The organism is Streptomyces sp. ISL-100 (assembly GCF_018614615.1).
Taxonomy (GTDB): domain Bacteria; phylum Actinomycetota; class Actinomycetes; order Streptomycetales; family Streptomycetaceae; genus Streptomyces.
The window spans coordinates 124,179-150,235 of the sequence record NZ_JAGGOK010000070.1 but is presented as its reverse complement, the minus strand read 5'-3'; the positions used below and the strand labels follow the sequence as shown (position 1 = coordinate 150,235).

Genomic DNA, 26,057 nt, shown 5'->3' with positions numbered 1-26,057 from the left:
TCCCTCTGGCCTCACAAGCGAGCCCCTACACCAACGTCATAGAACGCAAAAGGAGCATTTTCAAGGGCCCTCGGGAGCTTTCCCGGGCACGGGCACCGCGTCCTCAATCCGTCTCCGGGTCCTCGACCTGATAGGTCTTGGTCCAGGACTCTCCGCACCGGCAGCGGGACTGCTCGACCAGTTCGCCCTCTTCCGAGACCGCGATGCCTTGGTTGAGGCGGACGTGTACATGGTGCTCACTGACCAGGGGACCCGACCAGCACCCCGACCTCCCTGCGGTGATAGGGGTTGGGGTTGATCCACGACAGCTTTCCGGTGCGGGTGTCCGGATCTGCCAGGACCGCGGTTACGTACCGAACCTTGTCGGCGAACTGTTCGGTCAGCACCCGCTCGATGGCTTCCCCGTCCGGCCCAGTCGCATCTCCTCGACGCCCCGTGCACCACGGGCCGACTCCCCTGCGCGCCACCTCATCGCGCGCATTCCGGCACAGGTTTCCTGGCGGCGCTGACTACAGAAGCCATCCGTTCCCGCCATCAGAAAATCTGTCATGACTGAAGTAGACATGCGGGCCTGTGGGGCTTAGTGTCTCCCTCGTAACCAAGACGGCAAGAAGGCGCGGCAGAGACGAACTGCCGCGCATGCGCGACCACATGAGGTGGTGGCACGGCAGTGGAGTGGCGGGGCCGGAGTATGTCGGGGTCCTCTCGCTGATTGCCGGGCCGGGCGGCCCACAGGGGCCGCCGGCAGTACGCAGCATCCGCAGTACCAATCAGCTCGACCAGAAAGAAGAGAAGGAGGCAGACGCCATCAGGATCGCCCGGGCGAGGACGTAGTCAGCCCGGGTACCGCAGGCCCCGGAACGGAAGGTGGTCCCACGGTCACGCATCCGCGATCCCCGCACACGCTTCCCTCCCCCCGGAGACGGTGCGGAAACAGAACGCCGGCACCGCAGTAAGCCGGCAGATGGTGTTGCACATCCCTCGGAGCCCTGGTGCCGTATGGCACCAGGGCTCCTCGACGCGTGCCACAACAGTGCTCAACCGCGCACCGGCGCCGGTTGGATCCGGTAGCCGGTGTACGTACCGGACGAGGCGTGGGCGCTGTCCACCAGACGCGCTCCACCACTGAGCCTCCACTGAGCCTGGCCTGAGCACCCTCGTACGTCGCGAGCGGGCCGGACGCCGCGCTCGAGCCGGCCACATCGAGGGCGCGCAAAGACGCCTGCCCGGCGTGGTCGCGGCGATGCGGTTGCTGCCGGCGACGAGGAAGAGCTTGAGCTCCTTGCCCGTGGCCGCGGCCACGGGGACTGGACTCGATGCCATTTGCGGGCGATACGGACACCGATGCGCTTGCCTCGTAGCCATCTGCACACGTCAGGGGCGTCATAGGCATGGCCCGCGTGCAGCCGTCGGCGTCGGGGGCGGCGTCCGGCCGGTCTAGACCCCTACTGGTACAGACCTTTCCAACTCCCCTTTCCTGTGCCTAAGGTGACCGCTGTTCTTGTCGGTGCACAGACGAACTACCGGGCAGTTCCGCCCACCTGACCCGAGAGCGCGGCTCTGGCATTACTCCCGGCATCGACGAGAGCACCTGCGGGAGGCCTGGCCACCACTCCCGACCCTGTGAAGGACCCACCGTCGTGTTATCCCGCTTGTCCCGCGAGAGTGCGGCCGGACGCCACAGACCCGCCGGCCCGACCCGTACGAAAGCCCACCTCACAGCCGTCTGCACCACCGCTCTCCTTGTCGGGCTGCTGCCCGGCACCGCGCTCGCCTCCGACGCTCCGCCCGGCGCCGCGGCCGGCTGGTCGGCGAAGACGCTCAAGAACGCCTCCGGGCGGGAGCTGCCCGACCGGATTCCCGCTGCCGACCGCGCCAGGGACCTCGGGTCCGGATACCGGGCCTCGAAGGACCGGGCATGGACCACCTCCGGGGATGCCGAGGGGTTCCACCTGCTGGTTGCCGACGCCAAGGACGGCTACGCCTGGAAGACGGCCGCCACCCTCTCCGAGCCGGGCTTCGACACTGACGCCTGGGTCGGCAACGCGTGCGTGACCCGTTCCGGGAAGCGGGCCGCAGTGGCCTACGCACCCCGCGCCTTCACCAACAAGCCCGAGCTGATGGTCCGCGGCGCCTTCGCGGCGGTCGTCGACCTGACGACCGGCAAGGTCACGAAGCTGGCGAACACCGCCTCGCTGGCCTATTTCTCCCCCGGCTGCGGCACCGGCGAGAAGGCCGTCTTCACCCAGCTCACCCACGACGGGGACAAGCGTTCCGGCACTCGCCTGGTCAGCGTCGACGCCACCAGCGGCAAGAGCGCGAAGCCGGTGGAGCTCGAGGGCCAGGTAACCTCCGCCGTCCCCACCGACCTGGGCATCGTCGCCGCACACGGCCCCCGTCTGGTCCGGATCGGCGCCGACGGCCGGGAGAAGGAGATCGCCCGGACCCGTACGGTGCCGTTCCAGCTCCGGCCCGACCGGTCCGGCGGGGTCACCTTCATCGAGCGTGTTCCCTCAGCGGCCAAGTCCGGGAAGAAGCACTCCGGTTCCGTGGAGAGCGTGGCCCGCCGGGTCGGCGCCGGGCAGATCGCCCGGGGCAGGGCGACCCCGGCGACGCTGGCCCGCGGCCCGCTCACCGCCTGGGATCTGACCGCGGCTGCCGACGGCACGGTGTACATCACCGGAAACGCCCGCACCCAGGGCACCTTGCCCGGCGGCGTGAAGAACCCCGGCACCCTCGGCAAGGACGACCGTATCTCCACCCGGGCCGACGCTGCCGTGGCCACCACCTGGGCGACCGGCGACGGCACGCTGCTCCGTACCGAGGGTGCGGGGGACGGGGCCCGCACCGTACGGACGCAGTTGCGGCTGCTGGACACCGGCGGGACGGCCGTCCTGGAGGCCCTGCCCGGCGGGACCCCCCTGGCGCCGAAGCAGCTCGCGGGCGGCGGCAGTACCTCGCCCGCGCTGCCTGTGCCGGGTGCCACAACCGGCACCTCCGGGGCCGGCAAGTCCGCCCTCGCCGCCTCCCCCAGCAACCCGGTGGAGGCCGAGCGGACCTGTGCGGTACCGCGCAACGACGCCCGCGAGCAGGCGCTGCAGCCGACTCCGCGCCAGGCGGAGTGGGCCGTGGACCAGGCGGTGATCGACGGTCTGTACAAGTGGGTGAACCGGCCCGCCAACTGGAACAACACCGGCATGTCCGGGTACACCCCGCAGACCCTCTTCCCGCTGCCGGTCCTGGAGGGCGACCCCAACAGCGTCGTCGACCGGGCGGACGAGTGGCACATCCCGGCGCAGATCCTGCTCGGCGTGACCGCGCAGGAGTCGAACATGTGGCAAGCCACCCGGACCGTGGTCCCGGGCGTGACCGGCAACCCGCTGATCGGCAACTACTACGGCATCGCGTACTCCTCCGACGGCGACCAGGCCGACCCATGGGCAGTCAACTGGGCGAAGGCGGACTGTGGTTACGGCATCACCCAGGTCACCGACGGCATGCGGGTCGGCGACACCCAGCTCTCGACCGCGCAGAAAGAGGCCGCGGCCCTCGATTACACGGCGAACATCGCGTACGGGGCGCAGATCCTCTCCAACAAGTGGAACGAGACCCGTATAGCGGGCATGACCGTCAACGGCGGCAAGCCGAAGTACATCGAGAACTGGTTCTTCGCACTGTGGGCGTACAACTCAGGCTTCCACCCGCAGTCGGCGGCCGGCAGCAACGGCGGCAAGTGGGGTGTCGGCTGGACCAACAACCCCGCCAACCCGCTGTGGAAGGAGAACCGGGGCCCGTTCCTGGAGAGTTCGTCCGGCGGTGACGACTACTCGCACGCCGCGCACCCTCAGGACTGGCCGTACCAGGAGAAGGTGATCGGCTGGGCGGCCCGGCCGATTCTCGGCGATGTTCAAGCCGGGTGACATGCAGGCCGGTTACCGGGCGGCCTGGTGGAACAACAACGCGGCCCGTACCCGCGCCAAGCCGCCGAACATGATCTTCTGCACGGAGGCGAACGACTGCGACGACGACAAGATCCTCGACGGCGCCTCCAACAAGACCGGCATGGGCCCCTGCCTGCTGCCGGGCGATCCCGACGAGACCAATCCGCTCTATCTGAAGTGCTGGTGGCACGAGTCGGTCAAGTGGAAGGACTGTGAGGCGGCGGCCGAGTGCGGCAACCCCGTGCACCGCTTCAACAACGCCGACTATCCGGAGCAGCCGAACGAGAACTCCTCGTACCCGCCTCGCTGTTCCTCCGGCCTGCCGAGCGGATCGCTGATCGTCGACGACATACCGAACGGGGTCACCCCCACCGGGCAACCGGGGCATACGTGCGGGACGTCGTCGTCGGCAGGTACGTTCGCGTTCGACTTCGCCGCCTCCAACGGCACCTATCCCGGCAAGATCGACCTGCACCAGATCGGCGCGGGGTACGGGGACCACTTCTGGTTCACCCACACCCGCAAGTCGTCCGACTCCGACGGCGCGCGGTTGCGGACCACCGGCACCTGGACGCTGGGCAAGACCCTCAACCAGTGGACCCGCATCATGATCCACGTGCCCGACCACGGGGCGCACACCCAGCAGGCGAAGTACGAGATCGACACCGGGAGCGGCTCGTACAGCCGCACCCGGACCGTGGGCCAGGAGCGCAAGGCCAACACCTGGGTGTCGCTCGGCGTCTACAAGCTCTCCGGCACCCCGCGGGTGAAGCTGACCAGTCACACCCTGGACGGCACCGGGGACGAGGACGTGGCCTGGGACGCGGTGGCCTTCCAGCCGCTCGCCGCCAAGCCGAAGCACATCGTCGCGGTGCTCGGCGACTCCTTCACCTCGGGTGAGGGCGCGGGTTCGTACTCCACCGAGAGCAACAAGGACCACGGCACCTCGCAGTGGAACGGATGCCGGCGCAGCGCGAATGCCTGGCCGCGCAAGCTGGTCGTGCCCGGTTCCTCCGAATCGCTCGGCCAGATCTCCGACGCGTGGGGGGCGTCTGCCGAACTCGGCTTCGTGGCCTGCTCGGGCGCGATGACGAAGAATGTGGCGTACGTACCGAGCGGGAACAGCCCGCAGAGGCATCTGGAGGGCCAGTTCCACGAGGTTACGCAGACCGAGTCCGGGGTGCTCAGCCCCGACACGACTCTGGTCATGCTGACCCTCGGCGGCAATGACGAGGGCGGTTTCGCGTACGCCATGCAGGAGTGCGGCGGGCTGGGCGACTGCTCGGCGGACTCCGGCTTCCTGCCCAAGTACAAGGCGGTCGTGGACCGGATGGTCCCGGACCTCAGGGCTGTGATGGAGGAGGTGGCGCGCCGGGCACCCAACGCCCGGATCGTCCTGATGGGGTACCCGGAGCTGCTCAGCCGTACGGTGAAGTGCGCCGGTTCCCTCTACTACGACGGTTCCGAGGTCAAGGCACTGGCGGATCTGGTCCAGTACGCCAACGCCGGGCAGAAGGCGATGGCCGACGGGCTGCGCGCGGGTGGGACGAAGATCGAGTACGCCGACCCGGTGAGCGCGTTCGTCGGGCACAGCGGCTGCGACGACCCCGAGTGGATCAACAAGTTCGTCCTCGGCCCCAACGGCGACGGCGACTTCCACCTGGGTGACCCCGCGGCCGTACCGGCGGCCTGCCTGTGGGGCGTGATGGGCGGCAAGTGCCTCAGCCGCGAGTCCTTCCACCCCAAGGACGCCGGTACCACCGGTTACGCCGAGGTGATGCGGCAGCGGCTGCTCGCCATCGGCTACCAGGGCACCCCCTGACATGCCGGACGATGCCAGTCGAAGCACCCGCCTGTTCGCGGGCGGGTGCTTCTGGGGCGTCGTAGCCGTCGGGGGTCTCTTCGTCGCAGGCTGCCTGCTGCTGTCCCTGGCGGTGAGCGGCTTCTTCGGCGGCGCCGACGGGACGCCCAAGAAGCCGGTCAGCGCGGCCGAACGAACGCGCTTCTCGCTCGAACGCGCTGTCCGTGACGGCGACTTGACCGACCTGGAGATCGGCCTGGCCGCCGACGGCAAGCCGTGGGACCGAGAGACGGACGACGTCACCGTACGGATCACGGTCACCTACACCGGCGGGTCCGGGTCGCCTGACGGTACGGACCCGTCGGCGCACTGCCGGCTCTTCACCGCCCGGCTCCCGCTGGACGGGAACACCCGCGTGGCACTGCATCTGCCGGGCGAGGGATGCGTACCGCTTACGTCACCCCTCGTCCCATGAACACACAACGCATACTAGTGAGGTCTGACGTGAAAACACCTTTCAAGGCGCTCGGCGCCACCCTGCTCACCGGGGTGCTGGTCGCCTGCGGCAGCACGGAACAGGCAGGGCAGAACACCCGGACGGTCACCGCGGCAGTCCCCGAGTCGCCACCGCGGCTGCCGCTGAGCGGCATCCTCACGGCCCCGTCCAGCGGTCTCGCCAAGGGGCTGACGCTCCCGCTGGACGACTACTCACTCAACTCGGCCGACCAGTACGCCTGGCAGGTCGCCATCCAGGACCGTTGGCAGAGCTGTATGGCCCAGTACGGGTTCAAGGACTTCGGTCCTCCCGAGCCGTCGATCCAGGCGGCGACCGCCCAGGCCGAGGCCGACATGGGACGCCGTTACGGCATCTCCGACCTCGAATCAGCCAGGAAACACGGCTACCACCTACCCCGGACCGCACCGGAGCCCTCGCACTGGGAGCCCGCCAAGGGCGCCGAGGAAGCCGTCTTCACCGGCGACGGCGCCGAGGTCACCGACGGGCTCTACGAGGGGAAGAGGATTCCCGACGGAGGCTGCCGCGGCGAGGCGAAGCGCATGTTCCCGATGGCGCTGACGCCCCACTCAGCAGAGGCGGAGGCTCGGGCGTACGAGAAGTCCATGGACGACTCGGACGTCACCAAGGTGTTCGAGAAGTGGTCCACGTGCATGAAGGGACGCGGGTTCAAGGTCGGGACACCCCTCATCGAACACGACGACCTGGGCATCTCCCTGACCACACCCACCCCCAGCGTCGAGGAGACAGCCCTCGCCGTCGCTGACGTCGAGTGCAAGAAGAAGACGGATCTCGTCGGCGTCTGGCACGGGAAGGAAAAGGCATGGCAGCAGCAGGAGCTGGCCAAGAACGCTGCGGGCCTGGAGAAGGAGAAGAAGCAGAAGGACAGGGTCGCGGCCAAGGTCGCCCAGGCATACAAGAACGAGAGCTGACCATGAGAAACCGTATGTTCCGCGTGCTGGTCCCCCTCTTCATGACGCTGGCGTCGGCCCTCCTTTTCGCCCCCAGCGCGACGGCGGCCACCTCCTACGCCTCCGACGAGTGCAGCTCCTCCGGCAACGCCTACTGCTTCGTCATGCACTACAACAGCCGCGGAGAACAGACCTGGTACTCGGCGAGCTCCTGCTTCGTCGCCAACAAGTCCATCCCCAACCACTACGGGTACTCGCCCAACGGCGCGGCCCTGGTCCGATACGTTTTCGCCTACGGACTGATTTCCGGGAACTACAACACCTGCCGTCTCGGCAACTCCGGTGAGGGCGTGGAGCTGAAGAACCAGGCCGCCTCCGCCTCCAACGGTGAATGCTCGGCGACCAACCGCGTCTACTACAGCTCCGGGTACTCCGGCCTGAGCCAGGCGTTCCTTCCGACGTGCGGCGACTACTGGCCGTCGGAGAACCTGGTCGCCTCGCTGAAGAACGAGAACGCCTCCCACGAGCGCTACTGACCCCGGGCGGTTTCGCCGGGCCTGTCCGACGCCCCGCAAACTGCGTGGCGAGCTGCCTGCCGCCGGTGATGGCGGCAGGCAGGGGGCCTCCAACCGGTGGCAGCGCCACGACGGGGAGGCCTGATCACAGGGCCGGCTCTCCCCCTGGAGCCGCTGCCCGGTACCGCCCCGGTGTAGTCCCGAACTCCCGGCTGAAGGCGTGTGACAGGGCGTACGGCGTGCCGTAGCCGACACGGCGGGCGATGGCAAGTGGGTCCTGGGTGTCCCGGAGCAAGGTGGCGGCGAGAGTCAGGCGCCACCAGGTGAGGTACGCCATCGGAGGCCGGCCGACCAGTGCCGTGAAACGGCGGGCCAGGGTGGGACGGGAGACGCCCGCCTCGGCGGCCAGGCGGTCGTTCGTCCATGGCGCGGACGGGTCCGAGTGCAGCGCCCGCAGGGCGGCGGACGCCACCGGGTCGCCCAGTACGGCCGGCCACACCCCGGTCCTGTCCTCGGACACCCACGACCGGATCATGTAAACGAGGAGGAGGTCGAGCAGGCTGGGTACGGCGACGCACGAGCCAGGCCGCTGCTCACCAAGCTCGCCGCCCAACAGGTCGATGGCGGCCCGCAGTTCGGGGCGAATGCCCGCGCGGTTGGGCAGGTGGACGAGCGTTGGCAGTTCCGCCATCAGCGGGTGTACGCGACTGTGGTCGAGCCTGTACTTGCCGCACAGCATCTCCACCTCCCCGGAGGCGGCTCGCGGTCGGCCCGCCCCTTGTCCCCCGGCCCACCCGTCGAACGGCACCGCCCGCTCCACGGCCACCGCGTCGGCGGGCGAGTCGGCGATCACATGCCCCGTGCCGTGCGGCAACAGCACCGCGTCCCCCACGCCCAACGAGACCGGGGAGCCGCCGTCGGGCAGCAGCCAGCAGTTGCCCTCGAGCACCACGTGGAAGCCCGCGCCGTCGTACGGTGCGAGCCGAGTGCACCAGCTTCCGCTCACCCGCACCCGGTTGGAGGCGGGTTGCCCGATGCGTACGGTCGAGATCGCGTCGCTCACCACATCCATGGCATCAGCGTATCTCTGGCATCAAGGGTGAGACGGACGCGTATTCATGAGAGCTGGACGAGCATTGAGAGGCTCAATCGCTCTTCCTAGAGTCGATGACATGAAGAGCGAGAGCGCGCAGCGCATTGTGCTGGGAGACGTCGAGATCCTACGAGTCGTCGAGTGGCAGGGGCCTTTCGCGCCTGCCCTCGGCATTGTTCCGGAGTCCGGAGCGGAGGTGTGGAAGGATAACAAGGACTGGCTCGCACCGGACCACTGGGAACCGGAGATCGACAGCGCGGTAATGGCACTCCAGACGTGGGTGCTGCGCAGCGGCGGACGGACGGTCCTCGTCGACACCGGGGTGGGCAATGGGCGGGAGCGGCCCGGTTCCCCGCACTTGCACCACCGGCAAGGCGATTTCCTCGGGCGTCTGGCGCAGGCGGGCGTACGCCCTCAGGACGTCGATATCGTCGTCAACACCCACCTCCACGGCGATCACGTCGGCTGGAACACCGTCGGAGTCGATGGGGAGTGGGTGCCGACGTTCCCCAACGCCCAGTACCTCATTCCGGCCGCCGACGACTTCCACTTCGGCCCGGACAACGCATACGGGAACGGGCTGCAGAAGGACGACCAGCTCATCTACGAGGACAGTGTCGCGCCCGTCCACCGGGCCGGGCAGACCATGTTGTGGGACGGCATGCACCGTATCGACGAACACCTCACTCTGGAATCCGCGCCCGGCCACACACCCGGCTCTTCCGTTCTGCGGCTCACTTCGGGGGGCGACCGGGCGGTTTTCGTCGGCGACCTTCTTCACAGTCCCGTGCAGATTCTCAAGCCCTCCTGCAACAGCTGCTTCTGCCTGGACGCCGGACAAGCCGCGGCCAGCCGTCGTCGCATCCTCGAACGGGCAGCGGTCGAAAGGGAGCTGGTCGTTCCCGCGCACTTCGCAGGGGCGGGCGTCGTAGAGGTCCGTCCGGAAGGCAGTGGCTTCACCATCGGACGATGGGCGGCCTACGGCGACACGGAATAGGCCGCAGAAGCGTCGTGGGGGTCGAACGAGATGCCGGCCGGCTTGGCCTTCTCGAGGTGGTAGTTGAAATTGCCGTCCTTGAGGCCGAAGACGGCACTTCCGAAATTGGCCTGACTCAGCTTGTCGCGAAGACCCGCGGGGTAGCCGTTCCAGCCGACCAGGCTGGGAAACTGCCAGCCGTGGTAGTGGTTTTCCGGCGGTTCGTCGTTGGAGTTGGCGGGGCGGAAGCAGTGCGTGCTCGCGCCGTCCTTGTGGTACACGACCTTGGGGTGCATCCCGTCCCACCGGATCTGATCACGGTTGTAGATGTTGAAATTGCCGTGGGCGGAGGTGGAAACGTACTGGGCTTGGTTGTTCTGCACCCAGACCACGACATGCTCCCAGTCGTGGCGGTGACCGCCGAGCCCGCTGCCGGCCACGGCCTGGTCCTTCTCAAAATAGAGGCCGTACATGATCGCGCACCAGCCGTTGTTGCACTTGTACCGCGCGTATCCATTGGTGTTGTCAAGGTCCCATGAGTCGCGGCACTGGCCGTTGAGGGCGCCGGACGGCTTGAGGCCACCGTTGACAGTCCCGTCGGGGCCGACAGCGGGGGTGGGGTAGCAGCCGTCCGTGTCGTAGTCGTAGGCGGGTTGAAACGTCTGCTCCAGTCCGTCCGCGTTGGGGGGCAGCGCTTTGGGCGGGTCGGCGAGAGCGCTGCCCGGGAAGGCGATGACCAGTGCGATGGCGCTGCCAAGAATGAGCGGAACCTTGCGCATCCGGGAGCTCGTCTTCACTGCGTCCTCCTGATCGACCGCCACGTTGGCGCACGCGAGATTGACATGCCCACCCCAACCTCTGCGAACCTCATTGCGGGCTGGGGATTGACGGGGCGTCAGAGTGGTGAAGAGTCGGCCAATAGATGGGGCGCCGGCGCACGTCGGTCGAGTAGCGACATCCGGTGACGCAGCGCGAATGTGGCACACGTCACAGACCAGACGTACCTACTGGTCGGTATGGTCGGAGGGTTCATGGACGACAGGAGGCTTCATGTCTGCGACCCACCGCCAGATCCGTCTGGCAGCCCGCCCCGCGGGTGACGTCAAACCCGAGGACTGGGAACACGTCTCCGCACCCGCCGAAGCACCCGGCCCCGGGCAGTTCGCGGGCAGGACGCGCGTCATATCGCTGGACCCCGCGATGCGCGGCTGGCTCGACGACCGCCCCTCCTATCTCCCGCCCGTCGGGCTCGGCGAGGTGATGCGTGCGGGTTCGGTCATCGAGGTGACCGCCTCCAACCACCCCGGCTTCCAGCCCGGCGATCACGTCGTAGGCACTTTCGGCGTCCAGGAGCACGTCGTGTCCGACGGCAAGGGCGCCCTGAAGATCGACACCTCGCTCGCGCCGCCCTCGACGTATCTCGGCGCACTCGGCATGCCCGGCATGACCGCGTACTTCGGACTGCTGGACGTCGGTGCTCTCAAGGACGGCGAGACCGTCGTCGTCTCCGGCGCGGCCGGTGCGGTCGGCACCATGGTCGGCCAGATCGCCAAGGTGAAGGGATGCCGCGTCATCGGCATCGCCGGAGGGCCCGAAAAGTGCGCGCTGCTCACCGACGAGCTCGGATTCGACGCGGCGATCGACTACCGGGCCGGCGACGTCAAGCGTGCGCTGCGCGAGCACACTCCTGACGGCATCGATGTCTACTTCGACAACGTCGGAGGGGACATCCTCGACGCTGCGCTCACCCGGCTGGCCATGCACGCTCGCGTGGTGGTCTGCGGCGCGATCAGCCAGTACAACAACGCCACACCGGTCACGGGGCCGTCGAACTACCTGTCCCTGCTCGTGCGCCGTGCCCGCATGGAGGGCTTCGTGGTCTTCGACTACGCCAAGCGCTACGCGCAGGCCGCGCAGGAGATCGCCGGGTGGATCGGCGACGGCCGGCTCAAGGTCAAGGAGCATGTGGTGAAGGGGACGGTGGACGACTTCCCCGAGACGCTGCAGATGCTCTTCCGCGGCGAGAACGTCGGCAAGCTCGTGCTGGAGCTGGCATGACCGCCGAGGAGACCGGATGAACACGCAGGTGGGCCCGGCCTCCCCGAGCGCGCAAGGATCGGCACCGCTGCGCGACAAGGTCGCGATCGTCACGGGCGGCGCCAGTGGACTGGGCCGGGCCACGGCGCTGGCGCTGGCTGCGGCGGGCGCCGAGGTGGTCGTCGCCGACCTCGACGCGGAGGGCGGCCGGGAGGTTGCCGATATCGTCGGCGGTCACTTCCGGGCGTGCGACGTCTCCGATCTCGATGCGAACCGTGCTCTGGTGGACTTCGCCGTTGAACGCTGCGGCGGTGTCGACATCGCCTTCCTGAACGCGGGGGTGGCGACCGGCTGCGGGGTTGGCGACGACTTCGACCTGGCGCGGTATCGCCGCGCCATGGGCGCCAACCTTGACGGCGTTGTCTTCGGCACCCATGCGGTCCTGCCGGCGCTGCGGGCCCGCGGCGGTGGGTCGATCGTGGCGACCGCGTCCCTGGCCGGCCTGGCCTCGGTACCGCTCGATCCCCTGTACGGGGCCAACAAGCATGCCGTGGTCGGCCTCGCCCGTTCACTGGGACCGGCGCTGGCGCCCGACGGCATCCGGTTCAACGCGGTCTGCCCGGGCTTCGCCGAGTCGCGGATCATCGACCCGCTGCGCGGCATGCTGTCCGAGCACGGAACGCCGGTCATCCTGGCGGAGGTCGTAGCCGACACGGTGCTGCGCATCGTCACCGGCGACGGTGCCGGGGAATGCTGGCTCATCCAGGCAGGCCGGGACCCGGAGCCGTTCCGCTTCCGCAACGTCCCGGCTCCGGGGCGGCCCGCGTACTCCTGAGCGGCACTTTCGGACTGCCGGAACCTGCCCGTGCCGTCGCCGGCGGCACGGGAGTCCGCACCGGGCAAAGCGCCGGACCGCGCGAGGACGCGCGCGATCCGGCCCTTCGGCGTGGGAGTTCGTCCTTTCAGGACGGAGCGGTAGGGGCGGGCGGGGTCCAGCGCTTGCTGGGAGGGACGGTCGAGGAGATGCCGTAGTCCTTCTTGAGCTGTTCCGGGATGGCGTAGTGCATGACGCGGCCGAGCGCTCCGTAGCCCAGGCCGCGGCCCGGGATGGCCCGGATCCGCTCCTTGACCGACTTCAGCGCCGAGCCCCAGTCCTGGGCCGGTGTGTCCAGGGTGACCGGATAGACGGTGGTGAACCAGCCGAGCGTGCGGGACAGGTCAGTGTCGTCGAAGAGGTCCTCGCGGCCGTGGCCCTCGAGCGCGATGGTGACCGGGGAGCCGGCCCACTGGTTCAGGACCCGGCCCAGCGCTGTGAGCAGCACGTCGTTGATCTGGGTGCGGTAGACCGACGGCACCCGCTGGAGCAGCGCCTTGGTCCGCCCACGGTCCAAGCGTACGGACGCCACCGCGGAGGTGCCGAAGGTGTTGGGGCCCTCGCCGTCGCGGGGTATCCCGTGCTGCTGCGCGACGCTTTGCCAGTACGGCAGTTCCTGGTCGAAGCCACCGGAGCGCGCGTGGTCCGCCAGCCGTCGCGCCCACTGCTGGTAGCTGCTGGACTTGGCGCCGAGGTCGGCTCCGCGGCCCTCGACGAGTTGGGCGTACGCGGTGGCCAGATCATCCAGCAGCACCCGCCAGGAAACGCCGTCCATGACGAGGTGGTGCGCGGTCAGGAAGAGGCGGGGCAGCCGGCCCGCTCCCAGGCGGAAGAAGACGCCCTTGAGCAGCGTGCCGGACGACAGGTCCAGAGAACGCTGGGCCGCCAGGGCGGCCTCGTCCAGGGCACGGGTCCGCTCGCTCTCGCCGAGGCTGGAGATGTCCCGTACCGCCAGCAGGAGGCCCGGGGCCTGGTCGCTGTACCGCTGGGTCCAGCGGTCCTGGTCACGGACGTAGCGCATCCGCAGGGCGTCGTGGTGGGCGGCGACCGCGGTCAGCGCCCGCTCCAGGACGGCGGTGTCGGTGTCGGGGGCCAGTTCGACGTGGACCGACATGGCGTAGTGGTCCGGGGCGTCGGGGTGCTCCTCGAAGAAACGCTCCTGGATGGGGGTGAGTTCGACGCTGCCGGAGACCACGGTGGGCGTCACCGAAGCACCGGCGAGGGTGCCGACGGCGGGGGCGAGGGTGGCGACGCTCTGGTGGACGAACAGCAGCTTGGAGGTGAGCTGGAGGTTGGCCTGCCGGGCCCGCGAGACGACCTGGATGGACAGGATCGAGTCGCCGCCCAGGTCGAAGAAGTTGTCGTGGATGCCGACGCGTTCGACGCCCAGCACCTCGGCCCATACCCCGGCCAGCGCCTCTTCGGTGGCGTTGCGCGGGGCGGCGTAGTCCGAGCCGAGCCGGCCGGCCTGGATCTCGGGCTCCGGCAGGTTGCCCCGGTCCACCTTGCCGTTCGAGGTGAGCGGCAGTTTCTCCAGCGGTACGAAGACGGCGGGAGTCATGTGGTCGGGCAGCGACAGGGCGAGGTGGGCGCGCAGTTCGCTGGTGGTCGGCTCGCGGTCGCTGACCAGATACGCCACCAGGCGACGGTGCCCCACGTCGCCCTGGTGGGCCACCACCACGGCGTCCGCCACGTCCGGGTGTGTCTTGAGCGCGCTTTCGACTTCCCCCAGTTCGATGCGGAAGCCGCGGATCTTGACCTGTCCGTCGGAGCGGCCGAGGAATTCCAGCACCCCGTCGGGACGCCGGCGGGCCAGGTCGCCCGACCGGTACATCCGGGTGCCGGCGGCGCCGTAGGGGTCCGCGACGAACTGCGCGGCCGTCAGGCCCCGCCGGTTGAGGTAACCGCGGGCCAGACCGGGCCCGGCGATGTAGAGCTCGCCCGGCACACCCACCGGTGCGGGCTCCAGCGTCTCGGTGAGCACGTAGACCCGGGTGTTGCCGATCGGGGTGCCCAGCGGAACCGGGGCCGCGGGGTCAAGGCCGGTGCTCAGTGTGTGGGTGGTGGTCAGCGAGGTGGCCTCGGTCGGCCCGTAGCCGTTGCTGAGCCTGAGCGTCGGGTGCGCCGCGAGCAGCCGGGCGCAGTGCTCGGGCGAGAGCTTGTCGCCGCCGGCGACGAGCTGACGCAGCCCGCTCAGCGCGCTGGCGTCGTCGTCGACGACCTGGTGGAACAGGCCCGCGGTGATGGCCAGGTGGGTGACCTCATGCTCCTTGAGGAACCTGCCGAGTTCGCTGCCGGTCGGCGCGGACGGGGGGTGGACGGCCAGCCGCGCGCCGTTGAGCAGCGCCGACCACACCTCGAGGGTGGAGGCGTCGAAGGAGACGGACGCGAACTGGGCGACGACGTCACCCGGCCGTACGTCGAGGACCCCGGACTCGTGGATCAGGCGTACCACGGCGCGGTGTGAGGTCATCACACCCTTGGGGGCGCCGGTGGATCCGGAGGTGTAGATGATGTACGCGAGGTGGTCCGGGCTCAGGGCGACCTCGGGGGCGGTGGCCGGGTGGTGCGCCGATTCCTCGCCCGCCGGGTCCACGTCGATGAGGTGGGCGTCGGTGTCGGGCAGCCGGTCGTGCAGGTGCCTTTGGGTGACCAGCAGCCGGACGCCGGCGTCCTGGAGCATGTAAGCGAGCCGGTCGGCCGGGTACTCGGGGTCCAGCGGTACGTAGGCGGCGCCCGCCTTGAGGATGGCGAGCAGCGCCACGACGGTCTGGGCGCCGCGCTCCATGCACAGGCCGACGAGCACGTCCGGGCCCGCGCCCTGCTCCGCGAGGTGATGGGCGAGCCGGTTGGCGCGCTCGTCGAGCTCCCGGTAGGTCAGCTTCTCCTCGCCGTACGAGAGGGCCACGGCGTCGGGGTGCCGGGCCTCCTCGGCGGCGAACAGCTCGGGCAGCGCCGCCGCCGGCAGGTCGTGGGCGGTGTTGTTCCAGGTGTGCAGGACCTCCTGGGACTCGCCGTCGCTGAGCATCGGCAGGGCCACGACGGCCCGCTCGGGCGCGGTGGCCGCGGCGCCGAGCAGCACGTTGAGGTGTCCGGCGAGGCGGGCGATGGTGGCCTCGTCGAACAGCGCGGTGCTGCAGATGATCCGGGCCGTGAGTTCCGCGCCCGACTCGGAGAACTCGATGGTCAGGTCGAAGGGCGCCGCCACCCGGTGCACGGGGTGGTCGCGGACCTCGACGCCGGGCAGCCGCACTTCGTCGTCCGAGGCGTTCTGGAGTACGACCATGGTCTGGATCAGCGGCGTACGGCTGGTGTCCCGCTCCGTTCTGAGGACCTCGACCAGCCGCTCGAAAGGCACGTCCTCGTGGGCGAACGCCTCCAGGACGGTCTCCTTGACCTGGTCGAGGAAGGCGCCGAAGGACTGGTGCGGGTCGACCTGGGAGCGCAGCACGACGGTGTTGACCAGGAACCCGATGAGCTGTTCCAGGTCGCGGTGGCCTCGGCCCGACGAGGCCGTGCCGACCGCGATGTCCGTCTGCCCGGAGTACCGGGCGAAGACCGCCTTGACTGCGGCAGTCAGCACCATGAACAGCGTCGCACCGCGGGCACCGGCCAGCTCCTTGACCTTGGAGACGGTCGCGGCCGGTATTTCGAAGGCGTACTCGGCGCCCGCGGTGGAGCGCACCACCGGGCGAGGCCGGTCGGTCGGCAGCTCCAGCGGGGTAACGCCCGTCAGCCGCTCGCGCCACCAGTCGAGCTGCCGGCCCAGCAGCCCGCTGCCCTCCAGTCGGCCGCGCTGCCAGGCGGCGAAGTCGGCGTACTGCACGGGCACGCCGGCCAGGGGCGAGGGGCGCCCGAGCACCCGGGCCGTGTACAGCTCGCCCAGTTCCCTGGAGACCACGCCCATCGACCAGCCGTCGGTCACGATGTGGTGCATCCCCAGGACGCACACGTACGCGTCGGCCGAGAGTGCGACCAGAAGAACGCGGACCAGCGGGCCGCACTGGAGGTCGTAGGGCCGGGTCACCTCGCCGCGTACCAGCTCGCGCAGCCGCTCCTCGCGCAGATCGGCGGCGACGGTGGTGAGATCGACGGTCTTCCACTGCGGCTCCAAGGCCGGGTGGACCACCTGCACGCCCCGGCCGCCGACCACACCGAAGGTGGTGCGCAGCGATTCGTGACGCCCCATCAGGTCGCGCACAGCGCCACGCAGGGCGTCCGCGTCCAGTTCGCCGGCCAGCCGCAGCCCCATGGCGGTGTGGTACTCGGCGCTGCCCGGGTCGAAGTCCTCCAGGAACCACAGGCGTTGCTGCCCGTAGGACATCGGCAGTTCATCCTCGCGGGAGACCACCGGGATCGGCGTGTCGCCGGCCTGCTCCGCCGTGGCGACGGAGGCGGCCAGCGCGGCGACGGTCGGGGTGTCGAACAGGACGCGCGGGGAGAGCTTGATGCCCAGCGCCTTGCGCATACGGGAGACGGCGCGCACGGAGAGGATCGAGTTGCCGCCCAGGGCGAAGAAGTCGTCGTCGACGCCGAAGCTGTCAACCCCCAGTACCTCGGACCACACGCCGGCGATGGTCTCCTCGACGGCGTTACGCGGCGCGATGCGGCCGCCGGCCGGCTCCTGCGCGGTGGCCGGGTCGGGCAGCGCCTTGCGGTCGACCTTGCCGTTGGGCGTCAGCGGCAGGGTGCCGAGCACCACGATTGCCGACGGCACCATGTATGCGGGCAGGCTCGTGGCGAGGTGGGTCCTGATCTCCTCGGCCGTGGGCCGCGCGGCCCCGAGCGGGCAGACGTACGCGAGCAGGTTGGTGTTGTGGGTGAGGACCACAGCCTGCGCCAGGTCGGGGTGCTGGACCAACGCACTCTCGATCTCGCCGAGTTCGATGCGGAAGCCGCGAACCTTGATCTGGTCGTCCGCGCGGCCCAAGTACTCCAGCGTGCCGTCTGTCGTCCAGCGGGCCACGTCCCCGCTGCGGTACATCCGGCGGCCAGGTTCGCCGAACGGGTTGGCTACGAACCGCTCCGCGGTCAGCCCGGCCCGGCCGTGGTAACCACGGGCCAGCCCGGCGCCCGCGATGTAGAGCTCACCACGGACTCCCGCGGGCACGGGCCGCAGGGCGTCGTCGAGGACGTAGACCTGCGTGTTGGCGATCGGCGCGCCGATCGGGGGCACCGCACCGCCGCGAAGCGGCGCGCTCATGGTCGCGCAGACGGTGGTCTCCGTCGGACCGTACGCGTTGACCATGCGGCGTCCGGCGGACCAGCGCGCCACCAGGTCACCGGTGCTCGCCTCACCGGCGACCACCAGCGTGGCGTCGGCGGGCAGACCGCGGCCCTCGGGCAGGACGGCGACGGTGGCCGGGGTCAGCGTGGCGTGGGTGACGCCGTGCTCCAGGGCGTACGCGGCCAGCGGCTCGCCCGGGAGCATGGTGTCCTTGGCGCCCATGACCAGCGCGGCGCCGGTGGCCAGGCCCATGCAGATCTCCCAGAACGCCGCGTCGAAGCTGGCGGAGGCGAACTGCAGGATCCGGCTGTCCGGCGTGACGTCGAAGTGCTCGGTCTGTACGGCCGCGAGGTTACCGATTCCGGCGTGCGAGACGAGCACGCCCTTGGGGTTGCCGGTGGAACCGGAGGTGTAGATGACATACGCGAGGTCCTGCGGGGACATCCCGACGTCCGGCGCCGCGAGCGGGTAGCGGTCCATGTCGCCAAGCTCCGGGTCCTGGTCCACGGTGACCAGGACGGCGTCGGTGCGCGGCAGCCGGTCGCGCAGGCCCTTTTCCGTCACGACCAGCCGTGCGCCGGAGTCGTGCAGCATGTAGGCGAGCCGGCCGGACGGATAGTCGGCGTCCAGCGGCAGATAGGCGGCGCCCGCCTTCATGATGCCGAGCAGCCCGACCGCCATCGGGGCTCCGCGCCCCACGCACAGGCCGACCAGGACGTCCCGGCCGGCGCCGAGACCGCGCAGGTGGTGCGCGAGACGGTTGGCCCGCTCGTCCAGCTCCCGGTAGGTCACCGAGCCGTGCTCGTCGATGACGGCGACCGCGTCCGGGCGGGATGCCACATGGGCGGCGAAGAGTTCGGGGAACGTGCCGGTGGGGACTTCGCGGTCGGTGGCGTTCCACTCCCGTACGACCTGGTCGAACTCGCTGTCGGTGAGCATCGGCAACGCCGAGATCGCGCGCCGGGGGTCGGCGGCGGCGCCCGCCAGCAGAACGCCGAGATGGCCGGCGAGCCGGGCGATGGTGGGCTCGTCGAAGAGGGCCGTGCTGAAGTGGATGCTCGCCGTCGGCCGCTCGGGCGAGCCGGCGAACTCCAGCGAGAGGTCCAGCGGATCGAACGGCGCCCGGGCCGCCCCGTTTTCCTGCGGGGGCGCGCCGCTTTCCTCCCGTACCACGACCATGGCCTGGACGAACGGGGTCACGCTGGTGTCCTGCTGCGGAGCCAGCGCGTCGACGAGCTGCGCGAGCGGGACACCGTCATGGCTGAAGGCGTCCCGCACCGTCTCCTTGACCTGGGCGACCAGCTCGCCGAACGAGGCCCGCGCCTCGACCCGGCCGCGCAGCACGACCGTGTGCCCGCTGCGCGGGGACAGCGTGCCGACGGCGATGTCGTCCTGGCCCGAGTAGCGGGTTAACAGCGCTTGTACGGCGGCCACCAGCACCTCGTGCGAGGTGGCCTCGTAGCGCCCGGCAAGTTCCCGTACGGCAGTGGCCAGGCCGAGCGGAACGTCGATGTCGTACGTCGACGTCCCGGCCGACCGCACAACGGGGCGCTGACGGTCCGTCGGCAGTTCGAGGGGAGCGATCCCCGCCAACCGCTGCCGCCAGAATTCAACGTGCTGGGAAAGCTCCCAGCCGGCCGACGCTGCAGCGCGAGTCACGCTGTACCTCCAGGATTGACGGACTTCGGCGCGAAGTGCCCCCTGCCTGTGGCCGGGGCGGGCTGCCGAGAAGTCGGAAAGAGTGGTCAGGACGCGCGGCGGGAAGCCGTCAGGCCGCGGCGTGGGTGCGCTTGGCGGAGCGCCCTGCGAGCTGCAAGAGGGCGATCTCGCCCGTACCGCCGCTCAGGACGAAGCGTCCGACGTACGGCGCCGCGTCAGTGTCGACGCGCCGGGCGGTGAAGTGCAGGCTGTCGTGCAGGGTGATATCGGCGACCAAGCCGGTGCGGTCGCTGAGCCGGATGCCGTCGTGGTGGCGCCGGACGGAGAAAACGGTGTCTCCGTTGCCGTAGTCGCCCACGAGCGGTTCGACGTCACGCGAGCCGGTGGCGACCGCGGAAGCGGAGGGGTCCGGGGCGGGTACGCCGGGCTCGTAGTCGCCGACGTCTATACCGAGGGTGCGCAGTGCCCCGATCACGTCGGGCCAGAGGCTGGACCCCGTAGTGGCGTTGGCGGTCAGGGCGACAGCAAGGCCCGATTCCGGGTGGAAGCGCAGGTGAGCCGTGCCGCCGTCCACCGTGCCGTCATGGCCCAGCCAGCGGTTGTCCGGACTGCCGTAGTGGCCCAGGCCCAGCGCCCAGGCATCGGCGATGCCGAAGGCGTCGGCGCCGGGAGCGACGGTACACATCTCGATGCGCTGCTCGTCCTCCAGGAGGGCGGCCGCCTTCGGGTCTGTGCCCATGTGCAGCCGCGCGAGCGCGATCAGGTCCTGTGCGCTGCCGCTGAGTCCGCCGGCCGGTGTCCAGGTGGGCGGCAGGAACTGGTCGACGGGGCGCGCCTCGCGCTGTCCGGGTCTGACCGCGTGTCCCTTGGCCAGGGCCCGGGCGGGGCTCTCGGGGCTGTGGTCGATGTACGGGTCGACACCCAGCGGGCGCAGCAGGAAGTCCTGGAGCGCGTCGCGCCACTTCAGGTCGGTGACCGCCTCGACGAGACGGCCCAGGATGTTGTAGCCGGTGTTCGAATAGGAGAAGGAGTTCCCAGGGCGGTCCAGCAGCGGGAGCTGGGCGACGCTCGTGGCGTAACGGCACAGGGACCGCTCGTCGGGGTCATCGAGTTCGTGGTCGGCGACCAGGCCGCTGGTGTGGCTGAGGAGTTGCCGGGGGGTGACCGAAGCCAGCCGGGCGTCCGCCGGCTCGCGGAATTCCGGCAAGATGTCGGAGACCGGGGCGTCGAGTTCCAGGTCGCCGTCGGACACGAGCTGGAGCACCAGCGTCGCGGCGAAGACTTTGCTCACTGAGCCGTAGGCGAATGCCGTACGGGTGTCCACCGCGCGGGGTTCGCCGTAGCACTCGAATCCAGCGACGGCACTCACGGTTTCAGCACCGGTGTGCACGGCGAGCTGCGCCCCCGGGACGGCATGGGTGTCTGCCAGTTCCTGCAATCGGCCCGCAAGGTGCCGTGCTTCCATATCTTCCCCCTACAGATGACCGACCGGCGCGAACTTCACCAGTACGGCTACCCGCACCACGGGGGTGCGGGTAGCCGTACCTCTCAATCCTTGATCGCTCACCCAGCCCGGGGCAAGCCGTTTCCCCGGGAGGAAAAAGCCCAGGTCAGAGGCTTGCTGGAGGACACGGCAGGAGACGGTGCGGGGCACTGGCCCCTTAGGGTGACGGCATGTCGGCTACCCGTTACACCTACCTCGGTCCGGAGGGCACCTTCACCGAAGCCGCACTCCGCACGCTTCCGGAAGCTGCCGGCCGCGAACTCGTCCCGATGGTGTCCGTGACCGCGGCGCTCGACGCCGTACGCGCCGGCGAGGCCGCGGCCGCCCTCGTACCGATCGAGAACTCGGTGGAGGGCGGCGTCACCACCACGCTCGACGAACTCGCCAACGGCGAACCACTGATGATCTATCGCGAAGTGTTACTTCCCATCACCTTCGCGCTGTTGGTACGCCCCGGCACCCACCTGTCCGACATCAAGACGGTCACCGGCCACCCGGTCACCCAGTCCCAGGTGCGCGACTGGCTCGCGGCGAAACTGCCCGACGCCCGCTGGGAGTCGGCGGCCTCCAACGCGGACGGCGCTCGACTCGTGCGCGAGGGGCGCTATGACGCCGCGCTCGCCGGTGAGTTCGCGGCGCTGACGTACGAACTGGAGCCGCTGGTCACGCAGATCAACGACGCGGAGAACGCCGAGACCCGCTCCGTGCTGGTGGGCCGCTCGGCGCGGCCGTCGGCACCGACCGGCGCCGACCGGACCTCGTTGATCATCTGGCTGGGCGACGACCACTCGGGCGCACTGCTCGAACTGCTCCAGGAGCTCGCGGTACGCGGGGTCAATCTGATGCTGACCCAGTCGCGGCCGACGGGTGCGGGGATCGGCAACTACTGGTTCGCCGTGGACGCCGAGGGCCATATCACCGAACGGCGGGTCGCCGAGGCCCTGATGGGGCTGAAACGCAGCGCCCCCAAGGTGCGCTTCCTCGGCTCCTATCCGCGGGCGGGGGTGACGCCGGAGAGCGTACCGACGCTGCGGCCCGGCACGAGTGACGGTGCGTTCGCGATGGCCGCGGACTGGCTGACGCGTATCCAGGACGGCCGGCCCTGACTCACGGTGACTCCCCCCGCAGATGGGCGAGCACGGCGAGCACCCGTCGGTTGCCGTCGGTGGGGCCGAGGTTCAACTTCATGAAAATGTTGCTGGAGTGCTTGACCACGGAAGCCTCCGTCACACTCAGCCGCCGGGCGATCAACTGGTTGTTGAGGCCCTCCGCCATCAGCGCCAGCACCTCACGCTCGCGCGGGGTGAGTTGGCGCAGGGGCCGGCTCGCCGTCTGCTGGGTGAGCAGGACGCGTACCACCTCGGGGTCGATGACGGTCTGGCCGTCCGCGACCCGACGCAGGGCGTCCAGGAACTCGGAGACCTCCCCCACCCTGTCTTTGAGCAGATACCCCAGTCCGGCCGCATCCCGGCCGTCACCGCTCAGCAGCTGCGTGGCATACGCGGTGGCGACGTACTGGGAGAGGACCAGAACCGGCAACTGGTCGTGGCGGTCCCGCAGCTCCAGGGCGGCCTTGAGCCCTTCGTCCCGGAAGCCGGGCGGCATCCGGACGTCGGTGATCACGATGTCCGGCCGCTCCTCGTCGACGGCGCGGGCAAGTGCCTCGGCGTCACCGACCGCGGCGACCACCTGATGGCCGCTGCGCGTGAGCAGTTCGACAAGTCCCGCGCGTAGCAGCACGGCGTCCTCGGCCAGCACTATCCGGAGCACGGCACCTCCACTCGAAGCTGGGTGGGGCCGCCTCTGGGGCTGGAAACCACCAGCCGGCCTTTGAGAATCGCCATACGGTCCGCCAATCCTGACAGCCCGGTTCCCCCGGCGGGGTCCGCGCCACCGTGTCCGTCATCGGTGATCAACAGGATAAGCCGGTCGTTCTTGTACCTGCCGACGACCGCGACCCGGGACGCACCGCTGTGCTTGGCCGCGTTGGTCAGCGCCTCCGTCACGGTGAAGTACGCCGTGGTCTCCACCGCGCCGGGCAGCCGGTGCGGCAGGTCGATGTCGACCGTGACGGGCAGCAGGTGGCCCAGCGCGACCTCCGCCACCGCGGCGGCGAGCCCATGGTCGGTCAGCACCTGCGGGTGGATCCCGCGGACGAGCCTGCGCAAATCGTCCAGCGCCTGTCGCGCCTCGCCGCGGGCACGGGAGACGAGCGCGGCGGCCGGGGAGGCGCTCTCCCCCATCTCCATCTGGGCCAGCCCCAAGGTCATGGTGAGCACGACCAGTTGCTGCTGCGCGCCGTCATGCAAATCGCGTTCGATGCGGCGCCGCTCGGCTTCGAAGGCGTCTGCCAACCGGATACGGGAGCGGGTGAGTTCGATGACACGGCTCTGGGACGGCTCGTCGCGCGGGGACAGCAGGAACAAGGCCGTTTTGACCTGCGCCGCTGCCAGCAGGGCCGCCCCGTACGCGCACAGCACGAGGCCGAGCAGCCCCAGGGCGCAGAACGGCAGCGCGGACGTCGGGCCGGGGATCGCGTGCCCGGGAATGATCATGACGGTCTCGGGGGCCAGCGCCCAGACGACGACCGGTGTCGCCAGCAACATGCCCGAGAGCCCCAGCAGTACCACGAAGCCGGTGTTCGCTCCAGTGAAGAAGACCGCGAGGATGACGGCATAACCCAGTTCACGCCATGTTGCGCGTTCTCTCAGCCGTGTGCGCAGCCATGCTCGGGCGCTGACTCCCGCCAGCGAGCTGTGCGGGTCCGGCGGCGGCACCGGCTCCACCAGCCGCAGGCGCCGTCGCTCCATATTGGCGACGGGGAGACCGAACACCGTGGTGAGCGTCAGCACCACCAGGCCCACGCCGACGACGGAGAGCATTACCCCGAAGAAGAGCAGCGCGGCGAAGCTCACCAGTACGGCCAGGCCGAGCACCATGCCGCCGAACAGAAAGGCCCAGCAGCGTAAGGGCCAGCTGGAGGTGAGGAATCGCAGCGGGTGCTGCTTCATCGCCTCCCAGACGGCGACGCTCATGGCGTCCTGCTCCTGTGCTGTCGAGGGCTCCGGCGGTCGTCCCGCGGGCCCCTGTTGAGTCCCGCCCGGCTGCCCTGACATGTGTGTAGCCTCCTGCTGAGCCCCGCACCGCGTGATCTTGGACAATTCTAGTCCGGTGCCCGGCGGCCCGTCGGTAGGGAAAACCTCCCCTCGGTACTCCGCTTACCCCGACCACGGGGCGGACCCCGAAAACGCCTGCTCGAAGTCTGTCAAGAGCAGTTGCGCCGGGCGACGTTGTTGAGGGACGCTCACCACCGACGCTGTCACCGTGGGCTTCTGCTGTGTGGGCGCACCCCGCTCGTCAGTACACGTCCGCCGGCCGCCACTTCGCGAAAGGCCGGCGCGGCCCCCTTCGTCCGTGAGCACCGGACCGGCCGATTGCGGTATTGCCTCACCCACGGAATGACCCACATTGAAATCGGATGAATTATGGCGGTTTTAGAGTCATGAAGTACCGTCAAGCGTCGGTGGATGACGCGGAACGACCCGGCCAGCACTACCCGTCCGCCCAGTCCCGGGTCGCCGCCGGGGTGATCTACCTGTCCGTCGGCAGCCTTGTCGGTATTCTCCTGGTTCCTTTGACCATCGCGGAGATGGCGCTGAGAGTGGTCTCCGCACTCCTCAACGCGCTTCCCTTGATGGCGACGCTGCTGGTACAGGTCCTCACGAATCTGGTGCGCGGCATCATGGTGCTGCTCGTCCCGGGGGCCGCGCGGCTGCCGGAGCCGGAGCGCCGGCTGGGCCCGACCCTGCACAAACTGCGGCACCGGCTGGCCGGCATGAACCCGGGGCTGGTCTCGGGCCTGCCGCTGCTGCGCGCGGTCGCCGACCTGGAGCTGCTGCTGGCGGCCTCGGTGACGCAAACTCCTGCCTCCGACAGCGGACTTGAGTTCGCCACCCCCGAGGAATTCGAGCCCCGGCACAAAGCCTCCGGCTGGGGAGAGTCCGGTTATCTGTGCCTGCTCCTGCTGGGAATGCTCTGGCTGCTGCCGGTGTTCGCGATGACGCTGCCCGTGCTCGCCTTCACGGTGAGCCTCCCCTTCGGCAGGACCGAGCAGCTGGCTTTCGGCCCGGGAAACACACTCGTCGTCGAAGGCGGCGTTACGCGCCTGTGTGTGGCCCTTGGCGCCATCGCGCTCTTCGCCGCACTGGTGATGCTGCTCTTCTGGCTGGGGAAACTGCGGGCACGGCTGGTCCGCCGGCTGCTCGGCCGCGTGGACGAGGACGAAAGGCGCCGGCGCGAGGAGCTGGCCGAGCGGCAGCGCATCGCGGCCCTGCGCGTCAACGACGCGGATTACCGGCGCATAGAGCGCGATCTGCACGACGGTGCGCAGGCCAGGCTGGCCGTACTGCTGATGCGGATTTCCCATGCGACGCGGCGGAAGAACCACAGCGCCCAGGCCCTGCACGAACTTCTCGAGGAGACTCACCAGGAGATCGGCAAGGCTCTTGATGAAATCCGCGATCTGGTCTGTGGAATCCAGCCACCTATCCTCAGTGACCGCGGGCTGAACGCCGCCGTCACCGCATTGACGGAGAAATTCCATGTCCCGGTCGCCGTGTCCTCCACATTGGAGCGCCGACCGGCCACCCAGGTGGAATCCACGGCCTACTTCATCATCGCGGAGTGCCTGGCGAATGCCGTCAAGCACTCGTCCGCCACGCACATTGACGTCTCCATGGAGCGGGCCGACAACTCTCTGGTGGTCGTGGTGACCGACAACGGGGTGGGTGGCGCCACGCTGGACGCCGGAACCGGGTTGCGCGGGCTGGTGGACCGGACCGCCGCCCTGCGGGGCAACCTCGTTCTGACCAGCCCGGTGGGTGGCCCCACTACTGCCCGCGCAATCCTCCCGTGGTCCCCAGGCGGCCTCTGACCTGCCCTCTTTCCCCCCAGGGAAACAGCTTGCCCTCGACTGGGTGGACGATCAAGGATTGGGGGGTACGGC

General features: G+C 69.5%; 17 protein-coding genes and 1 pseudogene. 10 read left to right on the top strand and 8 right to left on the bottom strand.

What is annotated here, in order from left to right; translation table 11 throughout:
• Window positions 1–236: 236 nt before the first annotated feature.
• Together J7E89_RS30485 and J7E89_RS41275 are read right to left on the bottom strand one after the other, a co-directional pair.
• A complete protein-coding gene (locus tag J7E89_RS30485; RefSeq protein WP_214977711.1) occupies window positions 237–386 on the bottom strand; it encodes a hypothetical protein in 150 nt (49 codons plus the stop codon).
• Window positions 387–1,300: 914 nt separating this feature from the next.
• Window positions 1,301–1,412: pseudogene (locus J7E89_RS41275) on the bottom strand (IS5/IS1182 family transposase); the annotation flags it as partial.
• A gap of 228 nt (window positions 1,413–1,640) precedes the next feature.
• On the opposite strand from J7E89_RS41275, the gene J7E89_RS41270 reads away from it, so the two are divergent.
• Genes J7E89_RS41270 through J7E89_RS30465 form a run of 5 tightly spaced genes read left to right on the top strand, consistent with a single transcriptional unit; the run spans window position 1,641 to window position 7,703 of the window.
• On the top strand, window positions 1,641–3,920 hold the full coding sequence (locus J7E89_RS41270) for a hypothetical protein (RefSeq protein ID WP_251061296.1): 2,280 nt from the start codon (window positions 1,641–1,643) through the stop codon (window positions 3,918–3,920).
• Window positions 3,904–5,763: an SGNH/GDSL hydrolase family protein gene (locus J7E89_RS41265; RefSeq protein ID WP_251061295.1), complete on the top strand. Its 1,860-nt coding sequence runs from the start codon at window positions 3,904–3,906 to the stop codon at window positions 5,761–5,763. Before J7E89_RS41270 ends, J7E89_RS41265 begins: the two co-directional genes overlap by 17 nt.
• 1 nt (window position 5,764) lies before the next feature.
• Window positions 5,765–6,217: a hypothetical protein gene (locus tag J7E89_RS30475; RefSeq protein ID WP_214977707.1), complete on the top strand. Its 453-nt coding sequence runs from the start codon at window positions 5,765–5,767 to the stop codon at window positions 6,215–6,217.
• Window positions 6,218–6,246: 29 nt separating this feature from the next.
• Window positions 6,247–7,188 carry a hypothetical protein gene (locus J7E89_RS30470; protein ID WP_214977704.1) on the top strand — a complete coding sequence of 314 codons (942 nt, stop codon included), beginning with the start codon at window positions 6,247–6,249 and terminating at the stop codon, window positions 7,186–7,188.
• 2 nt (window positions 7,189–7,190) lie between these two features.
• Window positions 7,191–7,703, top strand: a complete 513-nt coding sequence (locus tag J7E89_RS30465; RefSeq protein ID WP_251061294.1) for a hypothetical protein — start codon at window positions 7,191–7,193, stop codon at window positions 7,701–7,703.
• A 124-nt stretch (window positions 7,704–7,827) separates the two neighbouring features.
• Here J7E89_RS30465 and J7E89_RS30460 read toward each other — a convergent pair whose 3' ends face one another.
• Window positions 7,828–8,754, bottom strand: a complete 927-nt coding sequence (locus J7E89_RS30460; RefSeq protein ID WP_214977701.1) for an AraC family transcriptional regulator — start codon at window positions 8,752–8,754, stop codon at window positions 7,828–7,830.
• A gap of 100 nt (window positions 8,755–8,854) precedes the next feature.
• Here J7E89_RS30460 and J7E89_RS30455 point away from each other — a divergent pair, with 100 nt between their 5' ends.
• Window positions 8,855–9,772 (top strand): MBL fold metallo-hydrolase, encoded by a 918-nt coding sequence (locus J7E89_RS30455; protein WP_214977699.1) that lies wholly within the window; start codon window positions 8,855–8,857, stop codon window positions 9,770–9,772.
• Here J7E89_RS30455 and J7E89_RS30450 read toward each other — a convergent pair.
• Window positions 9,754–10,548, bottom strand: a complete 795-nt coding sequence (locus J7E89_RS30450) for an NPP1 family protein (protein WP_214977691.1) — start codon at window positions 10,546–10,548, stop codon at window positions 9,754–9,756. The genes J7E89_RS30455 and J7E89_RS30450 overlap by 19 nt on opposite strands.
• A gap of 253 nt (window positions 10,549–10,801) precedes the next feature.
• Between J7E89_RS30450 and J7E89_RS30445 the strand changes: the two genes are divergently transcribed.
• Window positions 10,802–11,809 (top strand): NADP-dependent oxidoreductase, encoded by a 1,008-nt coding sequence (locus J7E89_RS30445; protein WP_214977688.1) that lies wholly within the window; start codon window positions 10,802–10,804, stop codon window positions 11,807–11,809.
• A gap of 16 nt (window positions 11,810–11,825) precedes the next feature.
• A complete protein-coding gene (locus J7E89_RS30440; protein WP_214977686.1) occupies window positions 11,826–12,623 on the top strand; it encodes an SDR family NAD(P)-dependent oxidoreductase in 798 nt (265 codons plus the stop codon).
• A 127-nt stretch (window positions 12,624–12,750) separates the two neighbouring features.
• On the opposite strand, the gene J7E89_RS30435 is transcribed toward J7E89_RS30440, so the two are convergent.
• Both J7E89_RS30435 and J7E89_RS30430 read right to left on the bottom strand, forming a co-directional pair.
• A complete protein-coding gene (locus J7E89_RS30435; protein ID WP_214977682.1) occupies window positions 12,751–19,548 on the bottom strand; it encodes a non-ribosomal peptide synthetase in 6,798 nt (2,265 codons plus the stop codon).
• Between the two features lie 109 nt (window positions 19,549–19,657).
• Window positions 19,658–21,013: a serine hydrolase gene (locus tag J7E89_RS30430; RefSeq protein WP_214977681.1), complete on the bottom strand. Its 1,356-nt coding sequence runs from the start codon at window positions 21,011–21,013 to the stop codon at window positions 19,658–19,660.
• 209 nt (window positions 21,014–21,222) lie between these two features.
• On the opposite strand from J7E89_RS30430, the gene pheA reads away from it, so the two are divergent.
• Window positions 21,223–22,158, top strand: a complete 936-nt coding sequence (gene pheA / locus J7E89_RS30425; RefSeq protein ID WP_214977679.1) for a prephenate dehydratase — start codon at window positions 21,223–21,225, stop codon at window positions 22,156–22,158.
• A gap of 1 nt (window position 22,159) precedes the next feature.
• Here pheA and J7E89_RS30420 read toward each other — a convergent pair whose 3' ends face one another.
• Both J7E89_RS30420 and J7E89_RS30415 read right to left on the bottom strand, forming a co-directional pair.
• The gene (locus J7E89_RS30420; protein ID WP_214977678.1) at window positions 22,160–22,822 is read right to left on the bottom strand and encodes a response regulator transcription factor; all 663 of its coding nucleotides are present in this window, start codon (window positions 22,820–22,822) and stop codon (window positions 22,160–22,162) included.
• The gene (locus tag J7E89_RS30415; protein ID WP_214977677.1) at window positions 22,810–24,087 is read right to left on the bottom strand and encodes a sensor histidine kinase; all 1,278 of its coding nucleotides are present in this window, start codon (window positions 24,085–24,087) and stop codon (window positions 22,810–22,812) included. The genes J7E89_RS30420 and J7E89_RS30415 overlap by 13 nt, the downstream gene beginning before the upstream one ends.
• A gap of 467 nt (window positions 24,088–24,554) precedes the next feature.
• On the opposite strand from J7E89_RS30415, the gene J7E89_RS30410 reads away from it, so the two are divergent.
• Window positions 24,555–25,985, top strand: coding sequence for a sensor histidine kinase (locus J7E89_RS30410; RefSeq protein WP_214977675.1), 1,431 nt, complete (start codon window positions 24,555–24,557; stop codon window positions 25,983–25,985).
• Window positions 25,986–26,057: the final 72 nt, after the last annotated feature.